The sequence below is a fragment of the Peptidiphaga gingivicola genome (genome assembly GCF_001652275.1).
In the GTDB taxonomy this organism is placed as follows: Bacteria; Actinomycetota; Actinomycetes; order Actinomycetales; family Actinomycetaceae; genus Peptidiphaga; species Peptidiphaga gingivicola.
In genome coordinates, this window is the sequence record NZ_LVZK01000003.1 from 105,925 (window position 1) to 122,394 (window position 16,470).

The window sequence follows — 16,470 nt, forward strand, 5'->3', positions numbered from 1 at the left end:
TGAACGCGGCGTCAACGGCCGCATGTCGCCGACGTGCTTCGAAAACGCCCGAGCGCCCCCGCTCAGCGGCTCTCGCCCGGCGGGGCCCCGTTCCATGAGACAACCCGGTAACCGCTGGCGAGGTCTCCTTCGATCACGCACATCTGCCCGTTCTTCAACACCTGCAAAGGGGCCACGTCGAGGTTCAAAGCCCGTTCGACGGCGCGGCTGTCGATGCCCGACGCTCTCATGCACGTCCAAAAGCCTATAGCCGCCCCGTGGCTGACGGCGGCCGCAGTGTGTGCTCCGCTAGCCTCTATCGAGCCGATCGCCGCGTCGTACCGTTCGAGCACGTCCGCTCCGGTGACGCCGCCTCCCATCCGCTCCTCGAGCCGGCCGGAAAGCCACTGTTGAACCGTTCCGAGGTAGCCGCGATAGGTGGATTCGTCGCTTCCGCCCTCCCAGGATCCCGCTTCGATCTCCCGCAGGCCGTCCAGTTCCACCGGATCGATGCCGCGCGAGAGGGCAAGAGGCTCGGCCGTCTCCCCCGTGCGGCGCAGCGACGAGACGTAAATGGCGTCCAAATGCACGCCGTCGAAGGCTCCTACGAGGCCCGCTGCCTGTTCGCGGCCCAGGTCGCTCAGGTGCGCGCCGGGAGGGTTCGAATCGAGAATGCGGCGGACGTTGTTCGTCGTCTGGCCGTGCCTTATGAGATAGATTCGCATGATTGTCTTTCGTTTCAGGTCTCCACGCCGAAGAATACCTTTTCGACGTCGGCTCGGGCGCGCCGGGCCGAACGCATGTACTCTTCCTCGATGTCGTGTTTTACGGCGACGTCGCGCCCCAGGATCGTCGCGGCGGTCGCGAGGTCTCGAATCTCATGCGAAAGGACGTCGATTCTGCTGCCCGAGGCCCTGCCGGATGCGAGGACGTTGATGTCGCGAAGCGCAGAGGCGAGCTCCCACGATCGCACGAGCCGCCGCTCCTCGTCGCCGGATAAGAGACCCGCCGCGGCGGCGGCGCGAAGCGCCTCGAGCGTCGAGACCGTTCGCAGCGCCGGGTGGTTCCACGCGTGGCACAGCTGGAGAAGCTGGGCGGTCCATTCGACGTCGGCCAATCCCCCGCGCCCGAGTTTGAGATGGCGGTTCGGCGAAACCCCGCTCGGAATCCGCTCGGTCTCCACCCTGGCCTTCATCCTTCGCACCTCGCGGATCTGCTCCTGGCTCAGGCCGCCCTCGGGGTAGCGGAAGGCGTCGATCGTCTCGATGAAACGCCGACCGGTCGCCTCGTCCCCCGCGCACGGACGCGCCCGCAGAAGGGCCTGAAGCTCCCAGGTATGCGCCCAGCGCCGGAGATATTCGGCGTAGGAGTCGAGGGTGCGGGCCAGCGGGCCGCGGCGCCCCTCGGGCCGCAAATCGGAATCGACGCGCAGGGGAGGCTCGCTATCGACGTCGCCCGCCAGTTTCATCGTCTGGGAGGCCACTTCCTCGGCGAGCCTCGCGGCGGCGGCCGGATCCGCGCCGTCGTGGGGCTCGTGCACGAAAACGACGTCGGCGTCGGAGGCGTACCCCATCTCCTTGCCGCCTGCCCTCCCCATGGCGACGACGACGTAGGAGCTGAGCGCGCCCTCCAGCCCGAGCTTCTCGCAGGCAGCGGGAACCGCCCCTCGCAGAGCCGCCTCGACGGCGATGTCCGCCGCGCTCGAAATGGCGGCCCGCGAGGAGACGGGATCGACCATCCTGAGCACCTGGCCCATGGCCGTGCGCAGCAGCTCGCGCCGCCTGAGGTAACGGCCCGCCCGGGCGATCTCCTTGGGGTCCGACCGTCGCGAAATCATAGAGGCCAGCTCGCCTTCGAGTTCCTCGCGCCCGCGGGGGGCGAGCCCTCCGTCGTCGAGGAGCCACGACACCGATTCGGCGATGTTCGGCAGCTCTCGGGCGACATAGCGCGACGTCGACAGAAGGATGCACAGCCTCTCGGCCGCCGCCCCGCCGTCGCGCAGCGACCGAAGGAACCAGGATGTGCGGCCCATGCGCTCGGAGAGCACGCGGAAGGCGAGGAGTCCGGCGTCGGGGTCGGGCCCCTGTGCGAACCAGCCGAGCATGACGGGCAAAAGCTGGCGCTGGATGGCGGCCCCGCGCGATATTCCGTCCGTGAGCGCGCCGATGTGCCGCAGCGCCGCCGCGGCGTCCCTATATCCGATGGCCTCCAGACGGGCCTTGGCCGGACCTTCGGCGAGGGCGATGTCGTCCGGCGAGAGGCGTGCGGCCTCCGGGAGCAGAGGGCGATAGTAGATCTCCTGATGGAGGGAGCGGACTTCCCGCCGCGTCGAATGCCACAGACGTTCCAGGTCCTCGGCGCTGGAAACGCCGGGCAGGGCCATTGCCCTGGCGAGCGCGCGCAGGTCGTCCGGGCCCGTGGGCAGAAGATGGGTTCGCCGCAGGCGCCTGAGCTGCACCCGGTGCTCGAGCACACGCAGGGTTCTGTAGTCGCGGTCGAGCTTTTCCGCGTCGGCGCGCGAAACGTACGAGCCGTCGCGCAGACGGCGAAGGCCCTCGACGGTCTCCCGCACCCTCAGGGAACGGTCGGTCCGGCCGTGGACGAGTTGGAGGAGCTGAACCGTGAACTCCACGTCGCGAAGCCCGCCCTTGCCCAATTTGAGCTGGCGATTCGCGTCCCGGGCGGGGACGTGGTTTTCCACCCTGCGGCGCATCGCCCTCGAATCCTCGACGAAGTTCTCGTGGCCGGCCGCCTCCCAGACCATCGGCCACAGCGCGGCCATGTACTCTTCGCCGAGTTCGACGTCGCCGGCAATCGGCCTAGCCTTGAGCAGCGCCTGGAATTCCCAGCCTTTGGCCCACCTCTTGTAGTAGGCGACGTGCGATTCCAGGGTTCGAACGAGCGGTCCGTCCTTGCCTTCGGGCCGCAGATTGGCATCAAGGACCCACAGCCCCGGCTCCGCTGCGGGCGCCGAGACAATCCGGGCCGTCAGGCAGGCGAGCTTCGAGGCGACCTCCAGTGCGTCCTCCACCGCCTCTTCGGTCCGTTCTGTGCGATTGCCGCCTCCGCCCTCGCTGGCGCCGTCTGGAAGCCCTGTGCCTGCGCCGTCTGGCAGTCCGGCGTCCGCCGCAGGCCGCGCCACGTAGACGACGTCGACGTCGGATATGTAATTGACCTCGCTCGCCCCGGTCTTCCCCATGGCGACGACCGTCAGATCGACGTTCTCGGCCCCGGGCGTCTCGGCGCGGGCGATCGCGAGCGCGGCCTCCAGCGCTCCGGCGACGACGGCGGAGATCGCAGCCGACACCTCCGGCATGGCCTCCAGAGTGTCGGAGCAGGTCAGATCGCACCCCGCAATCGCGAGGATTCGACCGTAGTACCAGCGGCGCAGAGCGTTGACCGGCTCGGCTCCCGCCTTGTCGGCGACGGGGCGTCGGCCTCGGTCCGCTCCGACGGCGGCGAGTGCGCCGCGCTTTTCCGCTTCCTCGGTGAAGTCCCCTAGGGAGACTGCCGCGTCGAGCCCCGCAAACGACTCGGCGCCGGGGTGGGCCACGAGGAAGTCCCCCAGCGCCTTCGACAGGCCGAGGACGGCCAAGAGCCGAGGGCGCGAAGGCCCGGCGAGGAGGCTGCTCAACGCCTGCTTGTCGGAACACGCCTCGGCCAGGCGCGTGAGCAGGAGGAGGCACTGGTCCGGGCTGGCGGCCTGGGCGAAGGCTTCGACTGGCGGCGGATCGATTCCGTGCTGCGCGCACTCTTCGAGGAGCCGTCCGGCCTTGGAGGGGTCGGCGAAGCCCGCTTTGCGCAGGCGCGAGGAGACGGATTGTTCGCGCATGGCGGTCAACAGGTCGGAAGGAAGCGCGTGCGTTCGAACGGCGTGACTTGGCGGTGGTAGACGTTCCACTCGTGCCGCTTGTCGCGCAAGAAGTAGTCGAAGCAGTCCTCGCCCAGGGTCTCGGCCACCAGCTCGGAGGCCTTCATGAGGTCGACGGCCTCCCCCAGGGAGCTCGGGAGTCCCTCGATGCCCGAAATTTCGCGCTCAAGGTCGGACATGAAGGCGACGTCGGTCTCGGTCGGCACGGGAAGTTCGTAGTCTCTTTCAATTCCGCGCAGACCGGCGCGCAGGACGACGGCGAAGGCGAGGTAGGGATTCGCGGCTGAGTCGAGGGCGCGGTATTCGACTCTGGTCGATTGGGGCTTGTTCGGGCTGTGCGCCGGCACTCGCACGAGCGCCGAGCGGCTGTAGGGCCCCCAATAAACGTAGGAGGGGGCTTCGTCGCCGCTGTAGAGACGCTTGTAGGAGTTGACGTACTGATTCGTCACGGCCGTGATCTCGCGGGCATGGCGCAGGAGGCCGGCGACGAACTTTTGACCGGTTCGCGACAGGCCTCCCGGGCCCGTCGCGTCATGAAACGCAGGCCTGTCCCCCTCGAAGAGCGAGAAGTGGGTGTGCATTCCGTTGCCCGGGGAGTTGACGAGCGGCTTGGGCATAAAGGAGGCGTGGACTCCCTGTTCGATGGCGATCTGCTCGACGACCGTTTTGAGGGTCATGACGTTGTCGGCCATTCTCAGGGCGTCGGTGGAGCGCAGGTCGATCTCGTTCTGCCCTGGCCCGGCTTCATGATGGGAGAATTCGACCGAGATGCCCATGTCTTCGAGGGTGAGAATCGCGTCGCGTCTGAAGTTCTGCGCGAGTGAGCGCGTCACGTGGTCGAAATAGGAGGAATTGTCGATCGGGACGGGCTCTTTGTTCGGATCGTTCTCGGGATGGAAAAGGTAAAACTCGACCTCGGGGTGGACAAAGCACGAAAAGCCCATGTCCGCGGCCTTGTCGAGCGTGCGCCTGAGGATCGACCGCGGGTCGGAGCGCACGGGTTCGTTGTCGCGCGTGAGCACGTCGCAGAACATTCGAGCCACCGGAACGTCTTCGCCGCGCCACGGAAGGATCGAAAACGTCTCGGCGTCGGGCCGCACAGTCATGTCGTCCTCGTAGACGCGAGTCATACCCTGTATGGACGAACCGTCGAAGCCGATGCCCTCTTCAAAGGCCTCTTCAAGTTCCGCCGGGGCGATCGCGACCGATTTCAGCTGCCCGACGACGTCGGTGAACCACAGGCGCACGAAGCGCACGCCCTTGTCCTCGATCGTCCGCAGGACGTACTCTTGCTGTCGCTCCATGACGCTCCTTCGCTAGGCTCCCATTGTGCCACCCTTCGGGGCGGAGCTCACCCTCCCGGGCGGGCTTTGTCTTCGGGCCACGACGAGGGCGTGCCATTCCAGCCCGCGCGCAGAGGCGGCAGAGGGTCGGAGGAGTCGTCGGAGCTGTCTTCGGCGTGGATCCTCGCGCGAAGATGCCTGATCACATCAGCGACGTCGCTCCAGGCGGCCAGGTTCCGTTCGGTCGAAGTGAGCCACGGGGCCATTTCCTCGACCGCCCCCTTTTCCGTGAGGCCGTCGAGGGACCTCGCCCATTCGTCGACGCAGTCGAGGGCGACCGCCCACCCCGCGTACCTGCTGAGGCGGCGAGGGTCGGCGTTCTGTGAGCCTTCGACGAGGAAGCGGCGGAATCCGAGCGCCTGGTCGTGGGCGACGCTGCCGTCGGCGGAACGGCCCTCCGTCCCGGCGAAAGTGGCCGCCCCCGCGAGGGCGGCGATGCCGAAGACGATCATCCAGAAATGGCTGATGTAGCCTGCAAACCATCCGATCGCAGCGACGACCCACGCAACGGCGCCGCCTACCAGCATGAGCGCGCCCGCGCTGACCACGGCCTCGTGCCAGCGGTCGAACCACTCGTGGTCTTCGACGGCCCGCCGGAAGACGAAAGCCCCCAAACGCTGCGAGATCGAGCGTCGAAGCCCCGAAGCCCGAGCCGTGGGCGCGCCGAGCTTGGCCACTCCGGTGCCGAGCAGCTGCGACCTGAAGTAGCGGGCGTCGAACGGTCTGGCGGAAACGAAGGCCGAGGCCTCCGCGGCCCCCGGCGTCTGGAATAGGTTGAGCAGTTCCCTTTCGACCTCGTCGCACTCCGGCCCCGGCCTCTTCCGGACGACGACGACTATGGTGCTGCGGGGAATGGCCAGCTCCTGATACTCGACGATGTAGAGGTATCCCCGCGCGGCCAAGTCGACGATCGTCGCAAGGGTCATGTCGGAGGGCCCGCAGTCGAGTGCGACGAATCCCGCCTCCGCCGGCGTCATCGACGGGGGCTCGGCAACGACCGGAGGGGTTCCGTCTCGGTACCTGCCGATTCGGGATCGCTTCCCGGGCTTGGGGGACATCCCCCGTTCGACGTCCTTGTACTGACGATTCGGCCAGAAGGCCGCCACGAAAACGACCGTCGAGAGCACAAGGATGACGATGCCCGCGAGGAACTCCCCGCCGCTGATGCCTGCGTAATACATAAGAGATGCCAGAGCTCCTCCTTCCGCCCACTATCTTACGCAACCGTTGGACGCGTCGTCGCCCACTCAACGATAACGGGTATTCCTATCCATTTGGCGTTGGCCCTCGGCGCATGTCTCGCCTCGGGCTGCGACGCGGGGGCAGCATGCCTCCCCCGCGTGCGAACGAAGTCTCCCCGCGGGCGCGTCGCCGTTTTCGGCCGTACAATGGGGCGCAAACGTTAGGAGCGCAATGAGCGAGAACACAGTCAAGCGAGTCCGCGTCCAGCACCTTCGCCGGATGAAGGAACAGCGCGAGCCCATCACAATGTTGACCTGCTACGACGCCGTCACGGCGAGGATCTTCGACGCCGCCGGAATCGACGTCCTTCTCGTCGGCGATTCCTACGGCAACACCTACCTCGGTTACGAATCCACCGTTTCCGTCAGCTTGGAGGAGATGGAAGTCGCCACCGCCGCCGTCGCCCGCGGAGCCAAGAGAGCCTTCATCGTGGCCGACCTTCCCTTCGGATCCTACGAGGAATCGTCCGAGCGAGCGGTCGCCAGCGCAGTCCGCCTGATCAAAGCCGGCGCCCACGCGGTCAAACTCGAAGGGGGGATCCGGCAGGCCTCCGCCATCAAAGCGATCGTCGAGGCCGGGATCCTCGTCGTCGGCCACATCGGATTCACCCCGCAATCGGAGAACAGGCTCGGCGGCCCTCGGGTTCAGGGCCGAGGAGAGCAAAAGGACGCCGTCATCGAGGACGCCGTCGCAGTCCAAGAGGCCGGGGCCTCCGCCGTCGTCCTGGAGATGGTTCCAGCCGACGTAGCCAAGAAAGTGACGAGGATTCTCCGCATTCCGACGATCGGGATCGGTGCGGGGGCGGCGACCGACGGGCAGGTGCTCGTCTGGACGGACATGGCCGGGATGACCGATTGGAGCCCCAGGTTTTCCAAGCGATTCGGCGACGTGGGAGGCGCCTTGGCCTTAGCAGCCGCCGGTTTCCGCGACGCGGTCAAGGGAAGGGGCTTCCCGACGGAGGAGAACAGCTTCTAAGGTCCGAACGGCGCCTTGGGCCATGAGCGGCTTCCGCCCCCCCCGGGACGCCGTCTAAACCCTGGGAGGCTTCGAGGCTCGAGCCGGGGAAGGCGGACATTCGCCTCAGCGGAACCGCTTTACATGGCTATGCTTGTACCATGCTTGCTGAACGCGCTCCATTGGGCACCCTCGTTCCCGGCGCCGTCTCCGCGCCGAGAGTCGTTCCCCCCGCCATCGAACGCCCTGAATACATGTTCCACCCCGGCCCGGAGGCCGTCACCGCCTCCGACGTCAAAGACGCCGAGACGATCGAACGAATACGCACGGCCGGCCGGATCGCGGCAGACGCCCTCTACGAGGCGGGCAAGGCCGTCGCGCCCGGGGTGACGACCGACGAGCTCGACCGCATCGCCCACGAGTACATGTGCGACCACGGCGCCTACCCTTCGTGCCTTGGATACATGGGCTTTCCGAAATCGATCTGCACGTCGGTCAACGAGGTCATATGCCACGGGATCCCAGACTCGACCGTGCTCAAGGACGGCGACATCGTCAATCTGGACGTGACAGCCTACATCGGCGGGGTCCATGGAGACACGAACGCCATGTTCGCCGTCGGCGAGATCGACGAGGAGTCGCGCCTGCTCGTCGAACGCACGGGCGCCGCTACGCTCAGAGGCATCAAAGCCGTCAAGCCCGGCAGGGAGATCAACGTCATCGGCCGCGTCATCGAATCGTACGCCAAACGGTTCGACTACGGCGTCGTCGAGGATTACACGGGCCACGGCGTCGGCGAAGCCTTCCATTCCGGACTCATCGTCCCCCACTACGACGCCGCCCCTTCCCATGCGACCGTCATGGAGGTCGGCATGGTCTTCACAATCGAGCCGATGCTCACCTTGGGCGACATCGCCTGGGACCAGTGGGACGACGGATGGACTGTCGTGACCCGGGACCGCGGCAGGACTGCCCAGTGGGAGCACACCCTCGCGGTGACGGAAGAGGGGGCGGAGATCCTCACTCTTCCTTCCGACCCCGAGCTCGGCCTGCGCCCGTGACGCGTCGGGCGGGGCGGCGATCGACGTCGTTCTCTGCACGCCGCGAGCGGCGACGGCGAAACACAGGCAAATGAAAGGCGCCGCCGAGGCAGCCGAACCGGTGGAAGGCGGGACCATTGAGAGGGTGGGGCGAATGAGTCAGCCGATACGCCGGGTTCTGTTCCGGATCCGCTGCGGATCCGGCGGCGGCCATCCCTCTAGGCCGCGCGTTGCCGCGCGGCTCAAGCGGCCCACCCGCGCGCTAGACGGGAAGCCTCATCGCGCGCTGTCTGGCCTTGCTCCCGGCGGGGCTTGCCCTGCCGCTTCGGTCGCCCGAAGCGCGGTGGTCTCTTACACCGCCGTTTCACCCTTGCCGCTTGCGCGGCGGTTTGTTTTCTGTGGCGCTTTCCCGCGGGTCGCCCCGGGTGGGTGTTACCCACCGCCGTTCCCTGTGGAGCCCGGACGTTCCTCGTGGACGCGGCCGAAGCCGACCCACGCGGCCGCCTGGCCGACTCATTCGCAGGAAGAATCCTACCTCGAATCGCCTCGGAGGCCGATTCGGCAGAAGCGTCGGCGGCCTCGTCCCTCGAGCCCGCGGCCATTTCAAACGCCTGGGCGCCCTCATTGGCCCGGCCGCCGCCTGATCAAAGAGCCAAACCCCGCACGATTTAAACACGCCCTCCCGATTCAGACATGAAAGAGTGAATGAACATGCGAATTCTCCTCCCGCCCTCCGAGGGCAAGACCGCGCCGTTGCAGGGGCCGACACTCGATCTGCCGTCGCTCGCCTTTCCGGAGCTGACGGACGCGCGCCGCGCAGTGGCCGACAAACTCGTCGCGGCGTCCCGAAGCAAAAACGCGCTTTCGACGCTCGGCGTCGGCGAACGAGCCTTCGGCGAAGTCCACGCCCAACGCAACCTGTACGACATGCCGTGCGCCCCTGCCAGGTCCGTCTACACGGGCGTGCTCTATGAAGCGGCGCAGCTGCAGCCGGAAGACGACGTATGGATATTTTCCGCTCTGTTCGGCCTCACCCGAGCCGAGGACCTCATCCCCGCCTATCGTCTGAACATGTCGGTCACCCTTCCGCGGCTGGGACGGCTCTCAGCCTTTTGGAAACGAGAGCTGGCCAGCCTGGAGGGCGAGGACGACGTATACGTCGACATGCGATCGGCCAGCTACCAGGTGTGGAGCCCTTCGAACAACTGGTGGAAAATTCGCGTGGCCGACGCCACGGGACGAGCGATCTCCCATCGGGCCAAACATTACAGGGGCCTGCTGACCCGCGCCCTCCTGGATGCGGACTCTTCCGACGTCGTCGCAGTCGCCGAAGGAATCGGACGCGTGAGCGTCGAGGACGGGGGAACGCGCTTCAAAATCCTCACCCTCACAGTGGAGTGACATAGCCGGCCTCGCAGGCCCGCCGTCGATCCGCGGGCGCCGCCTATGTCAGAGCCCCGCGTGCCCCCGCCGTTTGAACCGGTTCCCCACCCATGAGTGGGCGCTATTGGAGAGGGCCCGCGCTTACCGCAGACGCACGATGATGCAGTCGTAGTCCTCGGACAGATAGACCTCGTCCTCGGGAAGGGCCTTGATCTGCGCCACCTCCACGGGCGAGAGGGAAATCCCCGCGTCGGTCCCTCCGTCGGGCTGCATTCCGATGACTGCGTAGCCTCCCGTCCTGCGCGACCTCTCGTAGGCGTCTTTGAGGCTCGGGGAAAGCGGAGCGAACAGCTCGTCGCGTTCGGCTTGGACCCTCTCCCGCTCGGCGAGGATCGAAGCGACGTCGTCTTCGAGCTCAGAACGGCCGCGGAGCACTTCGTCCTTGATGCGCTCGATCTCCGCGGACAGCGCGTCAACGGCCGCCTCGGCCTTCTCGACGCCGTCCAATGCCGCGAATTCCGCTTCGGAGGCTTCCTCGAGCATGCCCCGCAAACCGGCGATTTCGTCCTGCAGCACGAGCAGGTCCCGACTCGTCAGTCCGGCGCCGGAGTTGAGCTTGGCCTCTTTGTCGTCAATCTGACCGCGCAAGGCGGCGCTCGCGCGCTCGGCCGCCTCCAGCTTCTCGCGGGCGGCCTGCGCGCGCTCCTGCGCGGCTTCCTTGTCACGCGCACGCGCGGCGGAAACGTTGATGAGCGTTCCCAGTTCTTGCCGGAGAGGATGCTTTTCGTTTTTTCTGTCGAGTTTGGAGATGGTTTTATCGAGTTCGGCGATGTCAAGGAGCTTCAGCTGCTCTTTTGCCGGTGCCTTTGCCATATCACTGCCTTACGACGATATTCCAGGGGTCTGTTGGTATTTTCGACACATAGATTTCAGGTGTGCTCGGGCCCAACAATTCGGCGAGGCGACGGGCCATCTCCCCGAGCAACGGCCACTCGCTCGCCCAGTGCGTGGCGCACACCAGCGCACAGCCCGAGTTCCACAGGTGGTCCGTGGCAGGGTGGTGCCTGAGGTCCGCCGTCAAGTAAACGTCGGCCCCGGCTGCATTTGCCTCCTCCAAAAGGGAGTCGCCCGCCCCCGAGCAGAGGGCGACCCTGCGAACCTCCCGCTCAGGGTCACCTGCGGCCAGAATGCCTGCCGGGACTTTGGGAAGGACTTCGCCGACCTTCGCTGCGAAAGCGGCCAGGGTCACGGCCTCTTCAAGCTCGCCCACTCCCCCGATTCCTGTCTCTCCGTCGAGCGGCCGCTCGACCCTCACGCCGAGGAGGCCCGCGAGGGCCGACGTCGAGGCGGCGACGTCGGCGTTCGTGTGCGCCGAAAAGAGGCTGACCCCTTCGCGGACGAGAGCCATCGTCCACCTGCCCTTGCCGGTGGCGCTGGTCACCGCGTGGGTCCCCCGCAGGTACAAAGGATGGTGGGTGACGAGCAGCTGCGCGCCTCGCTCGATCGCCTCGGCCACGGTCGCCTCACAAGGATCGACGGCGAAACCGACCCGCGTGACGGCCGCGTCGACGTCGCCGACCGACAGGCCGACGCGATCCCACGACTGCGCGGCGGACGGGGGAAACAACCCGTCCATTGCAGCGACGACGTCGCCCACTTGCAGTACTGCCATGTGTTTTACCTTACAATACCGAAGCGCCGAAAACCACGTCCATTGCCTTCAAATACTCAAAAAACGCTAAGTCATGCCCATGAAAAGTGTGAAAACCGACGATTGGAGGTATACTCGTGTAGTGCTTTCACGCCAGCACGTCTCCGCATGATCGGAATCAGAACGCAAAGCGGCACACAAGCCCGCCGAGATTCTGACAAGACATGCGGGCGAGGGGTTTTGCTGAAAGCGGAATCTCTCGAACGGGGCTGACCGTTTGCCGAGGTCCCGTTCACCACGGATCCCCAAGCCAATGCCCGTGGACACTTAAGGGCCCACCCACACATCACGCGTGGGCTGCCGAGAAAGGAATACACACTTGTTTAGGCGATTGAAAAGACTCACCGCAGTCGCCGGAATCGGCGCGCTAGCCGTTGCTGGCGCCGCGGTACCGACATATGCCTCCGCACCGGGCTGGTCAGACGGACCGAGCGTCGGCGCCGGATACACAGGAAACCACGGGGTCATCTTGGGCCCCAACAACCAGAAGTACATGTGCGCGGCGGACGGCGACGGCCTTTCGGCCGCGGCTCCGTCTGTCACGTCGACGGACATGAGCGAAGCCAAGCCCGTGAACTCGCTGAGGGCCGCAACCTTCGTGGGACACTACTACCAGCAGCTCGGCGGAACCCGGGCCTACGGAATCACGGACGCCACGACCCTTGGAAGGATCGCCTGGGTCGCCTCGAACGCTGAGACGTCCGACGGCGTGCGGGCCGCCGCCTACCAGATCGGCCTCATTCGGGTCGCCGGGACCTTCGAGCACAGCATCTACCAGCTGCAGGAGCAGGGCAGGCTGTCCGACGGCAACGCGCAGCTCGGCAACGCCGTGCAGATGTCGAAGAACGTCTTCGCCAGGGCCGTTGAGGAGGCGGGCCCCTACAACGTCGCACCGAAGCTCGAGCTGGCCAAGAGCGGCAGCGAGGGCTCGATCACGAACATCGGCGCGACCGCCCAGAGCGGCAAGTGGATGTCGGGATACTCCTACACCCTCCAGCTCTCCGGCCCGGCCGTCTTCGAGTCCAACCAGGGCAAGTCGCTGAGCGGAACCACGTCTCAGTCCGCCCAGAACGTCAAGATCAAGACCACCGGGGCCGGCGAAGTCTCGGTCAAGCTCGTGGTCAAGGACCTTCCGACCGCCAAGCCTTGGGTCACCACCGGCAACGTCACGTCGCACGGCAAGACGGTCCGCGGCCAGAACCTCGTCGTTCTCGGCAAGAAGGCCCCGGTGGAAGGCACGGCGAAAGCCAACAAGGAGAACACGGAGTTCGCTCCCTCCATCTCCACGCAGGTCAAGGCCAAGAAGGTCGCGAAGGGCTCCGGCCTGGTCGACACGGTGACCGCCAAGGCGGACAACTGGGCCAAGATCCCCGGATCGGACAAGTACGTTCCGGTCAAGGCCACGGTCGACGTCTACGGCCCCTTCAACTCCCCCGTCGCTCAGACGAACGACGGCAAGGCATTCGCCGGCAAGAAGATCGGCTCTTACGATGTTACGTTCAACGGCCCCGGAACCCTCGACACCGCGGACACGGTGAAGGCGCCCTCCGAAGGCTTCTACTTCTTCCAGGCGCGCGTCGAGAAGTCGGCCCAGGGCCAGTACAAGGAGTACGTCAAGAACTACACCTCGCCGTTCTTCGAGACCTCTGAGACGACAGTCGCCCCGTGGACCCCGTCCATCAAGACGAAGGCCTCCCAGGTCGACTTGGGCGGGGGCAAGGTCGGCGTTCAGGACCTCGTGAACGTCTCCGGCTTCCCCGAGGACCACGGCTCCTTCCAAGGAGTCGGCGATTGGAAGGCCGATTCCAAGACGATCAGCCACTCGATCTACTTCTTCCCCGAGGGGACCAAGATCACCGAGGGCGCCACGAAGAACATGAAGCCGCTCGGCACGGTCGAAACGCCCGCCAAGAACGGCACCTACACCATCGACGCGAACAAGTTCGCCGTCGATTGGAACCTCGGCGTGGGTACCTACGTCATCGTCTCCACCTACCAGGGCGATTCCCGTTCGTCGGCGATCAGGACTTCCGAGCTCGACACCAACGAGCACGTCAAGCCGACCTTCGGCAAGGTGACGACGGTGGCCAGCACCGAGAACGGCGGAAAGCAGCTCGTCGCGGGCGACAAGATTCGCGACAATGTGAAGCTCGAAGGATCCTTCCCCTCGGGCGCCTACACCGAAGTCAAGCTCTACTCGTGGGGCAAGGACAAGGCTCCCAAGTGCGAGAGCGCCATCTGGACCTCCAAGCGCATTGAGCACTCCGACAAGGCCGGCGAGTACAAGACCGACTATTACACCACGGACGCCAACGCCCAGGTGACCTACGGATTCGTCGAGACCACCTACGACAAGAACGGAAAGGTTCTGTCGGCCGGCAAGTGCGGCGAGTCCAGCGAAACGCTGACCTCGGTCGTCGAGAAGCCGGGCAAGCCGGGCAAGCCCACCACGCCTGCCCCCGCGCCCACTCCGACCCCGAAGGCCACGCCCAAGCCCAACAAGCCTGAGCTCGCCAACACCGGCGCCGCCGTCCTCGGACTCGGCGCGGTTGCGGGCGGACTCCTGCTGGCCGGCGTCGCGGCTGTCGTCGTCCGCCGCCGTCGCAAGGACGCGTGACCCTAACGGTCTGCACCGATAACGGTCTGCTGCCGTAACCGAGGGGCGCTGGCATTGAGCCAGCGCCCCTCTTCTTTGTCAGACTCTTTCTCAACGGCCCTCCATTGCCCTATTCGCAGCTCTCCATTACCCTTCTATTCGCGGCTTTCCATTTGCGTTTTGACTCACCGCTTTTGCGCTCCTTGTGTTCATGACTCTTCCTTCCACCGTTCGTAGCTCGTATTCTTTTCCCATTCCTGTATTCCCTGCTTTTGTTGATTGAAACTTATCCATTTGTTGTTTAGAACCTATATACCGTTCTATCTTACCCATCGTCCGCATTTTCCATTTCTTCTATCATTAAGCAGCATTTTCTCCCTGAAGAATGCAAATCGATCCCACGGAACCTCATCCTGCACGGCGTTATCGCGCAGGGCAAAACGAGGCCGCCAAGCTGAACCGCTTTCGATGTCGATCGCGACGACTATCGCCTCCGGTAGTAGCCCGAGAACAAGACGTCCGTTCGAGGAACTCCCCATTCTTTGACGACTTTGCGTGTCTCTTTGGCGAGCGATGCCTCTCCACACAGCCAGGCGCAGGCGAGCGCAAGCTTCCCGCCTCGCCTCAATGCGGCGGCTGCGGCCGCCGCTTCTGCGCCTTCGGGAACGAAGTGCTCTTTGTAGGAGGCCAGTTCCGATCGGAACGAATCGTGCCCAGGCTCCAGCAGGTCGGGCTCGGCGCCGCTATCCGCACGTGGGTGGCCGCCAACTCCGCGTCTGTGCACGCTTCGAGAAGCCCTCGCATAGCCGGGGCGGACGTCGAATCGGCCACAAGCAGCTGGATGCCTGCCTTCCGCCGCCACGTCGACGTCATCGCCCGAATTCCAACCTCGTCGCCCGTTTGCGCATGCAAAGCCCAGGCCGATCCCGGCCCGCTCTCACCGTGCGTGACAACGTCAAAAGTCAGCATCCCCCGCTCCGCGTCGTGACCGCGAACCGTGCACCAACGCAACTCGGGCCGATCAGCCTTGTCGATCGCGTCCAACTTGGCACGGATGTTGAGCCCCTTCGCGCCAAGATGTGGAGCGCGCCTTATCTGCGATGCGCGAGAGAAGGCATCTCCAGCAGCGCGAGCCGCCCTTGTATGCGTCGCCCCGTGCATTGCGAAACGGCTCGCCGCCACAGCGCGCCCGGCCGTCGCCGAATGCGGATGCCGCCCGGCAAAGGCGGTCACTTCCCGCGCGAATGCCCCTCCGAGTCGCCGCCGGGTTCGAGCTCGTTCTCGCTCGGGTCGAGTTCGTTCTCGCTCGGGTCAAGTGCGTCGTCGCCGAGGTCAAGCACTTCGACGTCGGGGTCGAAAACGATGTCGACGTCGACCGCGACGTCGTCCTCCGAGCAGGCCCCTCCCCCGTCGGCCTTCGAGCCGGTGCGAGAGGAATCCGCTCGGGAGGCGCCTACGCCGACGACGGTCAGCGAACCAAGGCCTTCGACGTACTCCGGCATGCTCTCGCGAAGCTCGACACGCACGAGCGGCTCGCTTCCGCAAGGCGAGTCCGGAGAGAAAGAAAAGGAGACGACGCTTTCGCCGCAGGACCGGCAGACGGAGCCCAGGGCCAACGTTCCGCGAGAGAGTGCAAGCGGCGGAATGTTGCCGGCGAAGCGCAATGATTGCACGTTGATGACCATAGTGGGCCCGGCCGGACTCGAACCGACGACGCCTGCGGTGTAAACGCAGTGCTCTACCAACTGAGCTACAGGCCCTCGGCGTTGGACGGCAAGGGCCAACGCCACAAGTGATTACTTTAGCGCCTGGCACCGGTCGCCGTCAGGCGGATTCCGATCCAGTCCTTGCTGGCTGCAACATTCGTGGTGGCCATGAGACCGGCCGTCTCAGCCGCCTCTTCGACGACCGCAGCGGAAACATACCCGGGTTCGCGCGGGCCCGGCACCAAGAGCCAGCACACAGCCGAGTCAGATTCCAGGTTTGCCTTCATGTCGAGGAAAAGGTCCGCCAGGTCGTCGACGTTGCCGTCGTCGTCGCGCCACCAAGCAATTGCGCCGTCGGCGATGTCGCCGTAGTCCTCATCGACGAGCTCTTCGCCGGTGGACTGCTCGATCGCGGAGCGCACCTCTTCGGCGACGTCGTCGTCGTATCCGAATTCTTGAACAATGCTGCCTTCGTTGAATCCCAAAGAACTCATGTGAATAGCCCACCCCATTCCAGCCGATTTGGCAAATGGTGAAGGCTTTCACGACAAACGTTTACTTTCGAATCTGCGAAACACACCCAACGCCGCTACACTGGAAGCAACATTGTGGGACCTTCGTCCGCACCTTCGACTCGTCGGTGCG

General features: G+C 65.4%; 14 protein-coding genes, 1 tRNA gene, 1 other RNA gene and 1 pseudogene. 4 read left to right on the top strand and 13 right to left on the bottom strand.

Annotated features, from left to right (window positions below):
* Nucleotides 1–62 precede the first annotated feature (62 nt).
* From A4H34_RS09000 to A4H34_RS09015, 4 genes are read right to left on the bottom strand one after another with little or no spacing between them, the layout of a single operon-like run.
* Nucleotides 63–704, bottom strand: a complete 642-nt coding sequence (locus tag A4H34_RS09000) for a histidine phosphatase family protein (protein WP_009199718.1) — start codon at nucleotides 702–704, stop codon at nucleotides 63–65.
* 14 nt (nucleotides 705–718) lie between these two features.
* The gene (locus tag A4H34_RS09005) at nucleotides 719–3,811 is read right to left on the bottom strand and encodes a bifunctional [glutamine synthetase] adenylyltransferase/[glutamine synthetase]-adenylyl-L-tyrosine phosphorylase (RefSeq protein WP_064231872.1); all 3,093 of its coding nucleotides are present in this window, start codon (nucleotides 3,809–3,811) and stop codon (nucleotides 719–721) included.
* 5 nt (nucleotides 3,812–3,816) lie between these two features.
* Nucleotides 3,817–5,154, bottom strand: a complete 1,338-nt coding sequence (locus A4H34_RS09010; protein ID WP_009199720.1) for a glutamine synthetase family protein — start codon at nucleotides 5,152–5,154, stop codon at nucleotides 3,817–3,819.
* 47 nt (nucleotides 5,155–5,201) lie between these two features.
* Entirely contained in the window at nucleotides 5,202–6,251 is a 1,050-nt protein-coding gene (locus tag A4H34_RS09015; protein WP_407946342.1) for a DUF2207 family protein, read from the bottom strand.
* A 355-nt stretch (nucleotides 6,252–6,606) separates the two neighbouring features.
* On the opposite strand from A4H34_RS09015, the gene panB reads away from it, so the two are divergent.
* On the top strand, nucleotides 6,607–7,410 hold the full coding sequence (panB, locus tag A4H34_RS09020) for a 3-methyl-2-oxobutanoate hydroxymethyltransferase (protein ID WP_009199722.1): 804 nt from the start codon (nucleotides 6,607–6,609) through the stop codon (nucleotides 7,408–7,410).
* Between the two features lie 140 nt (nucleotides 7,411–7,550).
* The gene (map, locus tag A4H34_RS09025; RefSeq protein ID WP_050758848.1) at nucleotides 7,551–8,450 is read left to right on the top strand and encodes a type I methionyl aminopeptidase; all 900 of its coding nucleotides are present in this window, start codon (nucleotides 7,551–7,553) and stop codon (nucleotides 8,448–8,450) included.
* Between the two features lie 130 nt (nucleotides 8,451–8,580).
* Here the strand turns inward: map and rnpB are convergent.
* Nucleotides 8,581–8,945: RNase P RNA component class A (gene rnpB / locus A4H34_RS09030), an RNA gene on the bottom strand.
* Nucleotides 8,946–9,134: 189 nt separating this feature from the next.
* Here rnpB and A4H34_RS09035 point away from each other — a divergent pair.
* On the top strand, nucleotides 9,135–9,830 hold the full coding sequence (locus A4H34_RS09035) for a YaaA family protein (RefSeq protein ID WP_064231874.1): 696 nt from the start codon (nucleotides 9,135–9,137) through the stop codon (nucleotides 9,828–9,830).
* A 123-nt stretch (nucleotides 9,831–9,953) separates the two neighbouring features.
* Here the strand turns inward: A4H34_RS09035 and A4H34_RS09040 are convergent, their stop codons facing one another.
* Nucleotides 9,954–10,685 carry a zinc ribbon domain-containing protein gene (locus A4H34_RS09040; protein ID WP_064231875.1) on the bottom strand — a complete coding sequence of 244 codons (732 nt, stop codon included), beginning with the start codon at nucleotides 10,683–10,685 and terminating at the stop codon, nucleotides 9,954–9,956.
* A 1-nt stretch (nucleotide 10,686) separates the two neighbouring features.
* Complete coding sequence (locus A4H34_RS09045; RefSeq protein ID WP_064231876.1) at nucleotides 10,687–11,484, bottom strand: Nif3-like dinuclear metal center hexameric protein; 798 nt, start codon at nucleotides 11,482–11,484, stop codon at nucleotides 10,687–10,689.
* Between the two features lie 370 nt (nucleotides 11,485–11,854).
* Between A4H34_RS09045 and A4H34_RS11435 the strand changes: the two genes are divergently transcribed.
* The gene (locus tag A4H34_RS11435) at nucleotides 11,855–14,140 is read left to right on the top strand and encodes an LPXTG cell wall anchor domain-containing protein (protein ID WP_064231877.1); all 2,286 of its coding nucleotides are present in this window, start codon (nucleotides 11,855–11,857) and stop codon (nucleotides 14,138–14,140) included.
* A 126-nt stretch (nucleotides 14,141–14,266) separates the two neighbouring features.
* Here A4H34_RS11435 and A4H34_RS11085 read toward each other — a convergent pair whose 3' ends face one another.
* The 6 genes and pseudogenes from A4H34_RS11085 to A4H34_RS09070 all read right to left on the bottom strand — a co-directional run bounded on the left by A4H34_RS11085 (nucleotide 14,267) and on the right by A4H34_RS09070 (nucleotide 16,319).
* Complete coding sequence (locus A4H34_RS11085) at nucleotides 14,267–14,452, bottom strand: hypothetical protein (RefSeq protein ID WP_009199730.1); 186 nt, start codon at nucleotides 14,450–14,452, stop codon at nucleotides 14,267–14,269.
* 151 nt (nucleotides 14,453–14,603) lie between these two features.
* A complete protein-coding gene (locus tag A4H34_RS11440) occupies nucleotides 14,604–14,903 on the bottom strand; it encodes an SIP domain-containing protein (RefSeq protein ID WP_231871015.1) in 300 nt (99 codons plus the stop codon).
* A gap of 107 nt (nucleotides 14,904–15,010) precedes the next feature.
* Nucleotides 15,011–15,280: pseudogene (locus A4H34_RS11595) on the bottom strand (siderophore-interacting protein); the annotation flags it as partial.
* Nucleotides 15,281–15,348: 68 nt separating this feature from the next.
* The gene (locus tag A4H34_RS09060) at nucleotides 15,349–15,792 is read right to left on the bottom strand and encodes a hypothetical protein (protein WP_138587058.1); all 444 of its coding nucleotides are present in this window, start codon (nucleotides 15,790–15,792) and stop codon (nucleotides 15,349–15,351) included.
* A 14-nt stretch (nucleotides 15,793–15,806) separates the two neighbouring features.
* Nucleotides 15,807–15,879: transfer RNA gene (locus tag A4H34_RS09065), tRNA-Val, on the bottom strand.
* Between the two features lie 41 nt (nucleotides 15,880–15,920).
* Complete coding sequence (locus A4H34_RS09070; RefSeq protein ID WP_040323453.1) at nucleotides 15,921–16,319, bottom strand: DUF3052 domain-containing protein; 399 nt, start codon at nucleotides 16,317–16,319, stop codon at nucleotides 15,921–15,923.
* Nucleotides 16,320–16,470 lie beyond the last annotated feature (151 nt).

Excerpts from the sequence above, each read along its gene's own strand:
- A4H34_RS09000 (WP_009199718.1), bottom strand. The coding sequence starts at position 704 with ATGCGAATCTATCTCATAAGGCACGGCCAGACGACGAACAACGTCCGC.
- A4H34_RS09005 (WP_064231872.1), bottom strand. The coding sequence starts at position 3,811 with ATGCGCGAACAATCCGTCTCCTCGCGCCTGCGCAAAGCGGGCTTCGCC.
- A4H34_RS09010 (WP_009199720.1), bottom strand. The coding sequence starts at position 5,154 with ATGGAGCGACAGCAAGAGTACGTCCTGCGGACGATCGAGGACAAGGGC.
- A4H34_RS09015 (WP_407946342.1), bottom strand. The coding sequence starts at position 6,251 with ATGTCCCCCAAGCCCGGGAAGCGATCCCGAATCGGCAGGTACCGAGAC.
- panB (WP_009199722.1), top strand. The coding sequence starts at position 6,607 with ATGAGCGAGAACACAGTCAAGCGAGTCCGCGTCCAGCACCTTCGCCGG.
- map (WP_050758848.1), top strand. The coding sequence starts at position 7,551 with ATGCTTGCTGAACGCGCTCCATTGGGCACCCTCGTTCCCGGCGCCGTC.
- A4H34_RS09035 (WP_064231874.1), top strand. The coding sequence starts at position 9,135 with ATGAACATGCGAATTCTCCTCCCGCCCTCCGAGGGCAAGACCGCGCCG.
- A4H34_RS09040 (WP_064231875.1), bottom strand. The coding sequence starts at position 10,685 with ATGGCAAAGGCACCGGCAAAAGAGCAGCTGAAGCTCCTTGACATCGCC.
- A4H34_RS09045 (WP_064231876.1), bottom strand. The coding sequence starts at position 11,484 with ATGGCAGTACTGCAAGTGGGCGACGTCGTCGCTGCAATGGACGGGTTG.
- A4H34_RS11085 (WP_009199730.1), bottom strand. The coding sequence starts at position 14,452 with ATGGGTAAGATAGAACGGTATATAGGTTCTAAACAACAAATGGATAAG.
- A4H34_RS09070 (WP_040323453.1), bottom strand. The coding sequence starts at position 16,319 with ATGAGTTCTTTGGGATTCAACGAAGGCAGCATTGTTCAAGAATTCGGA.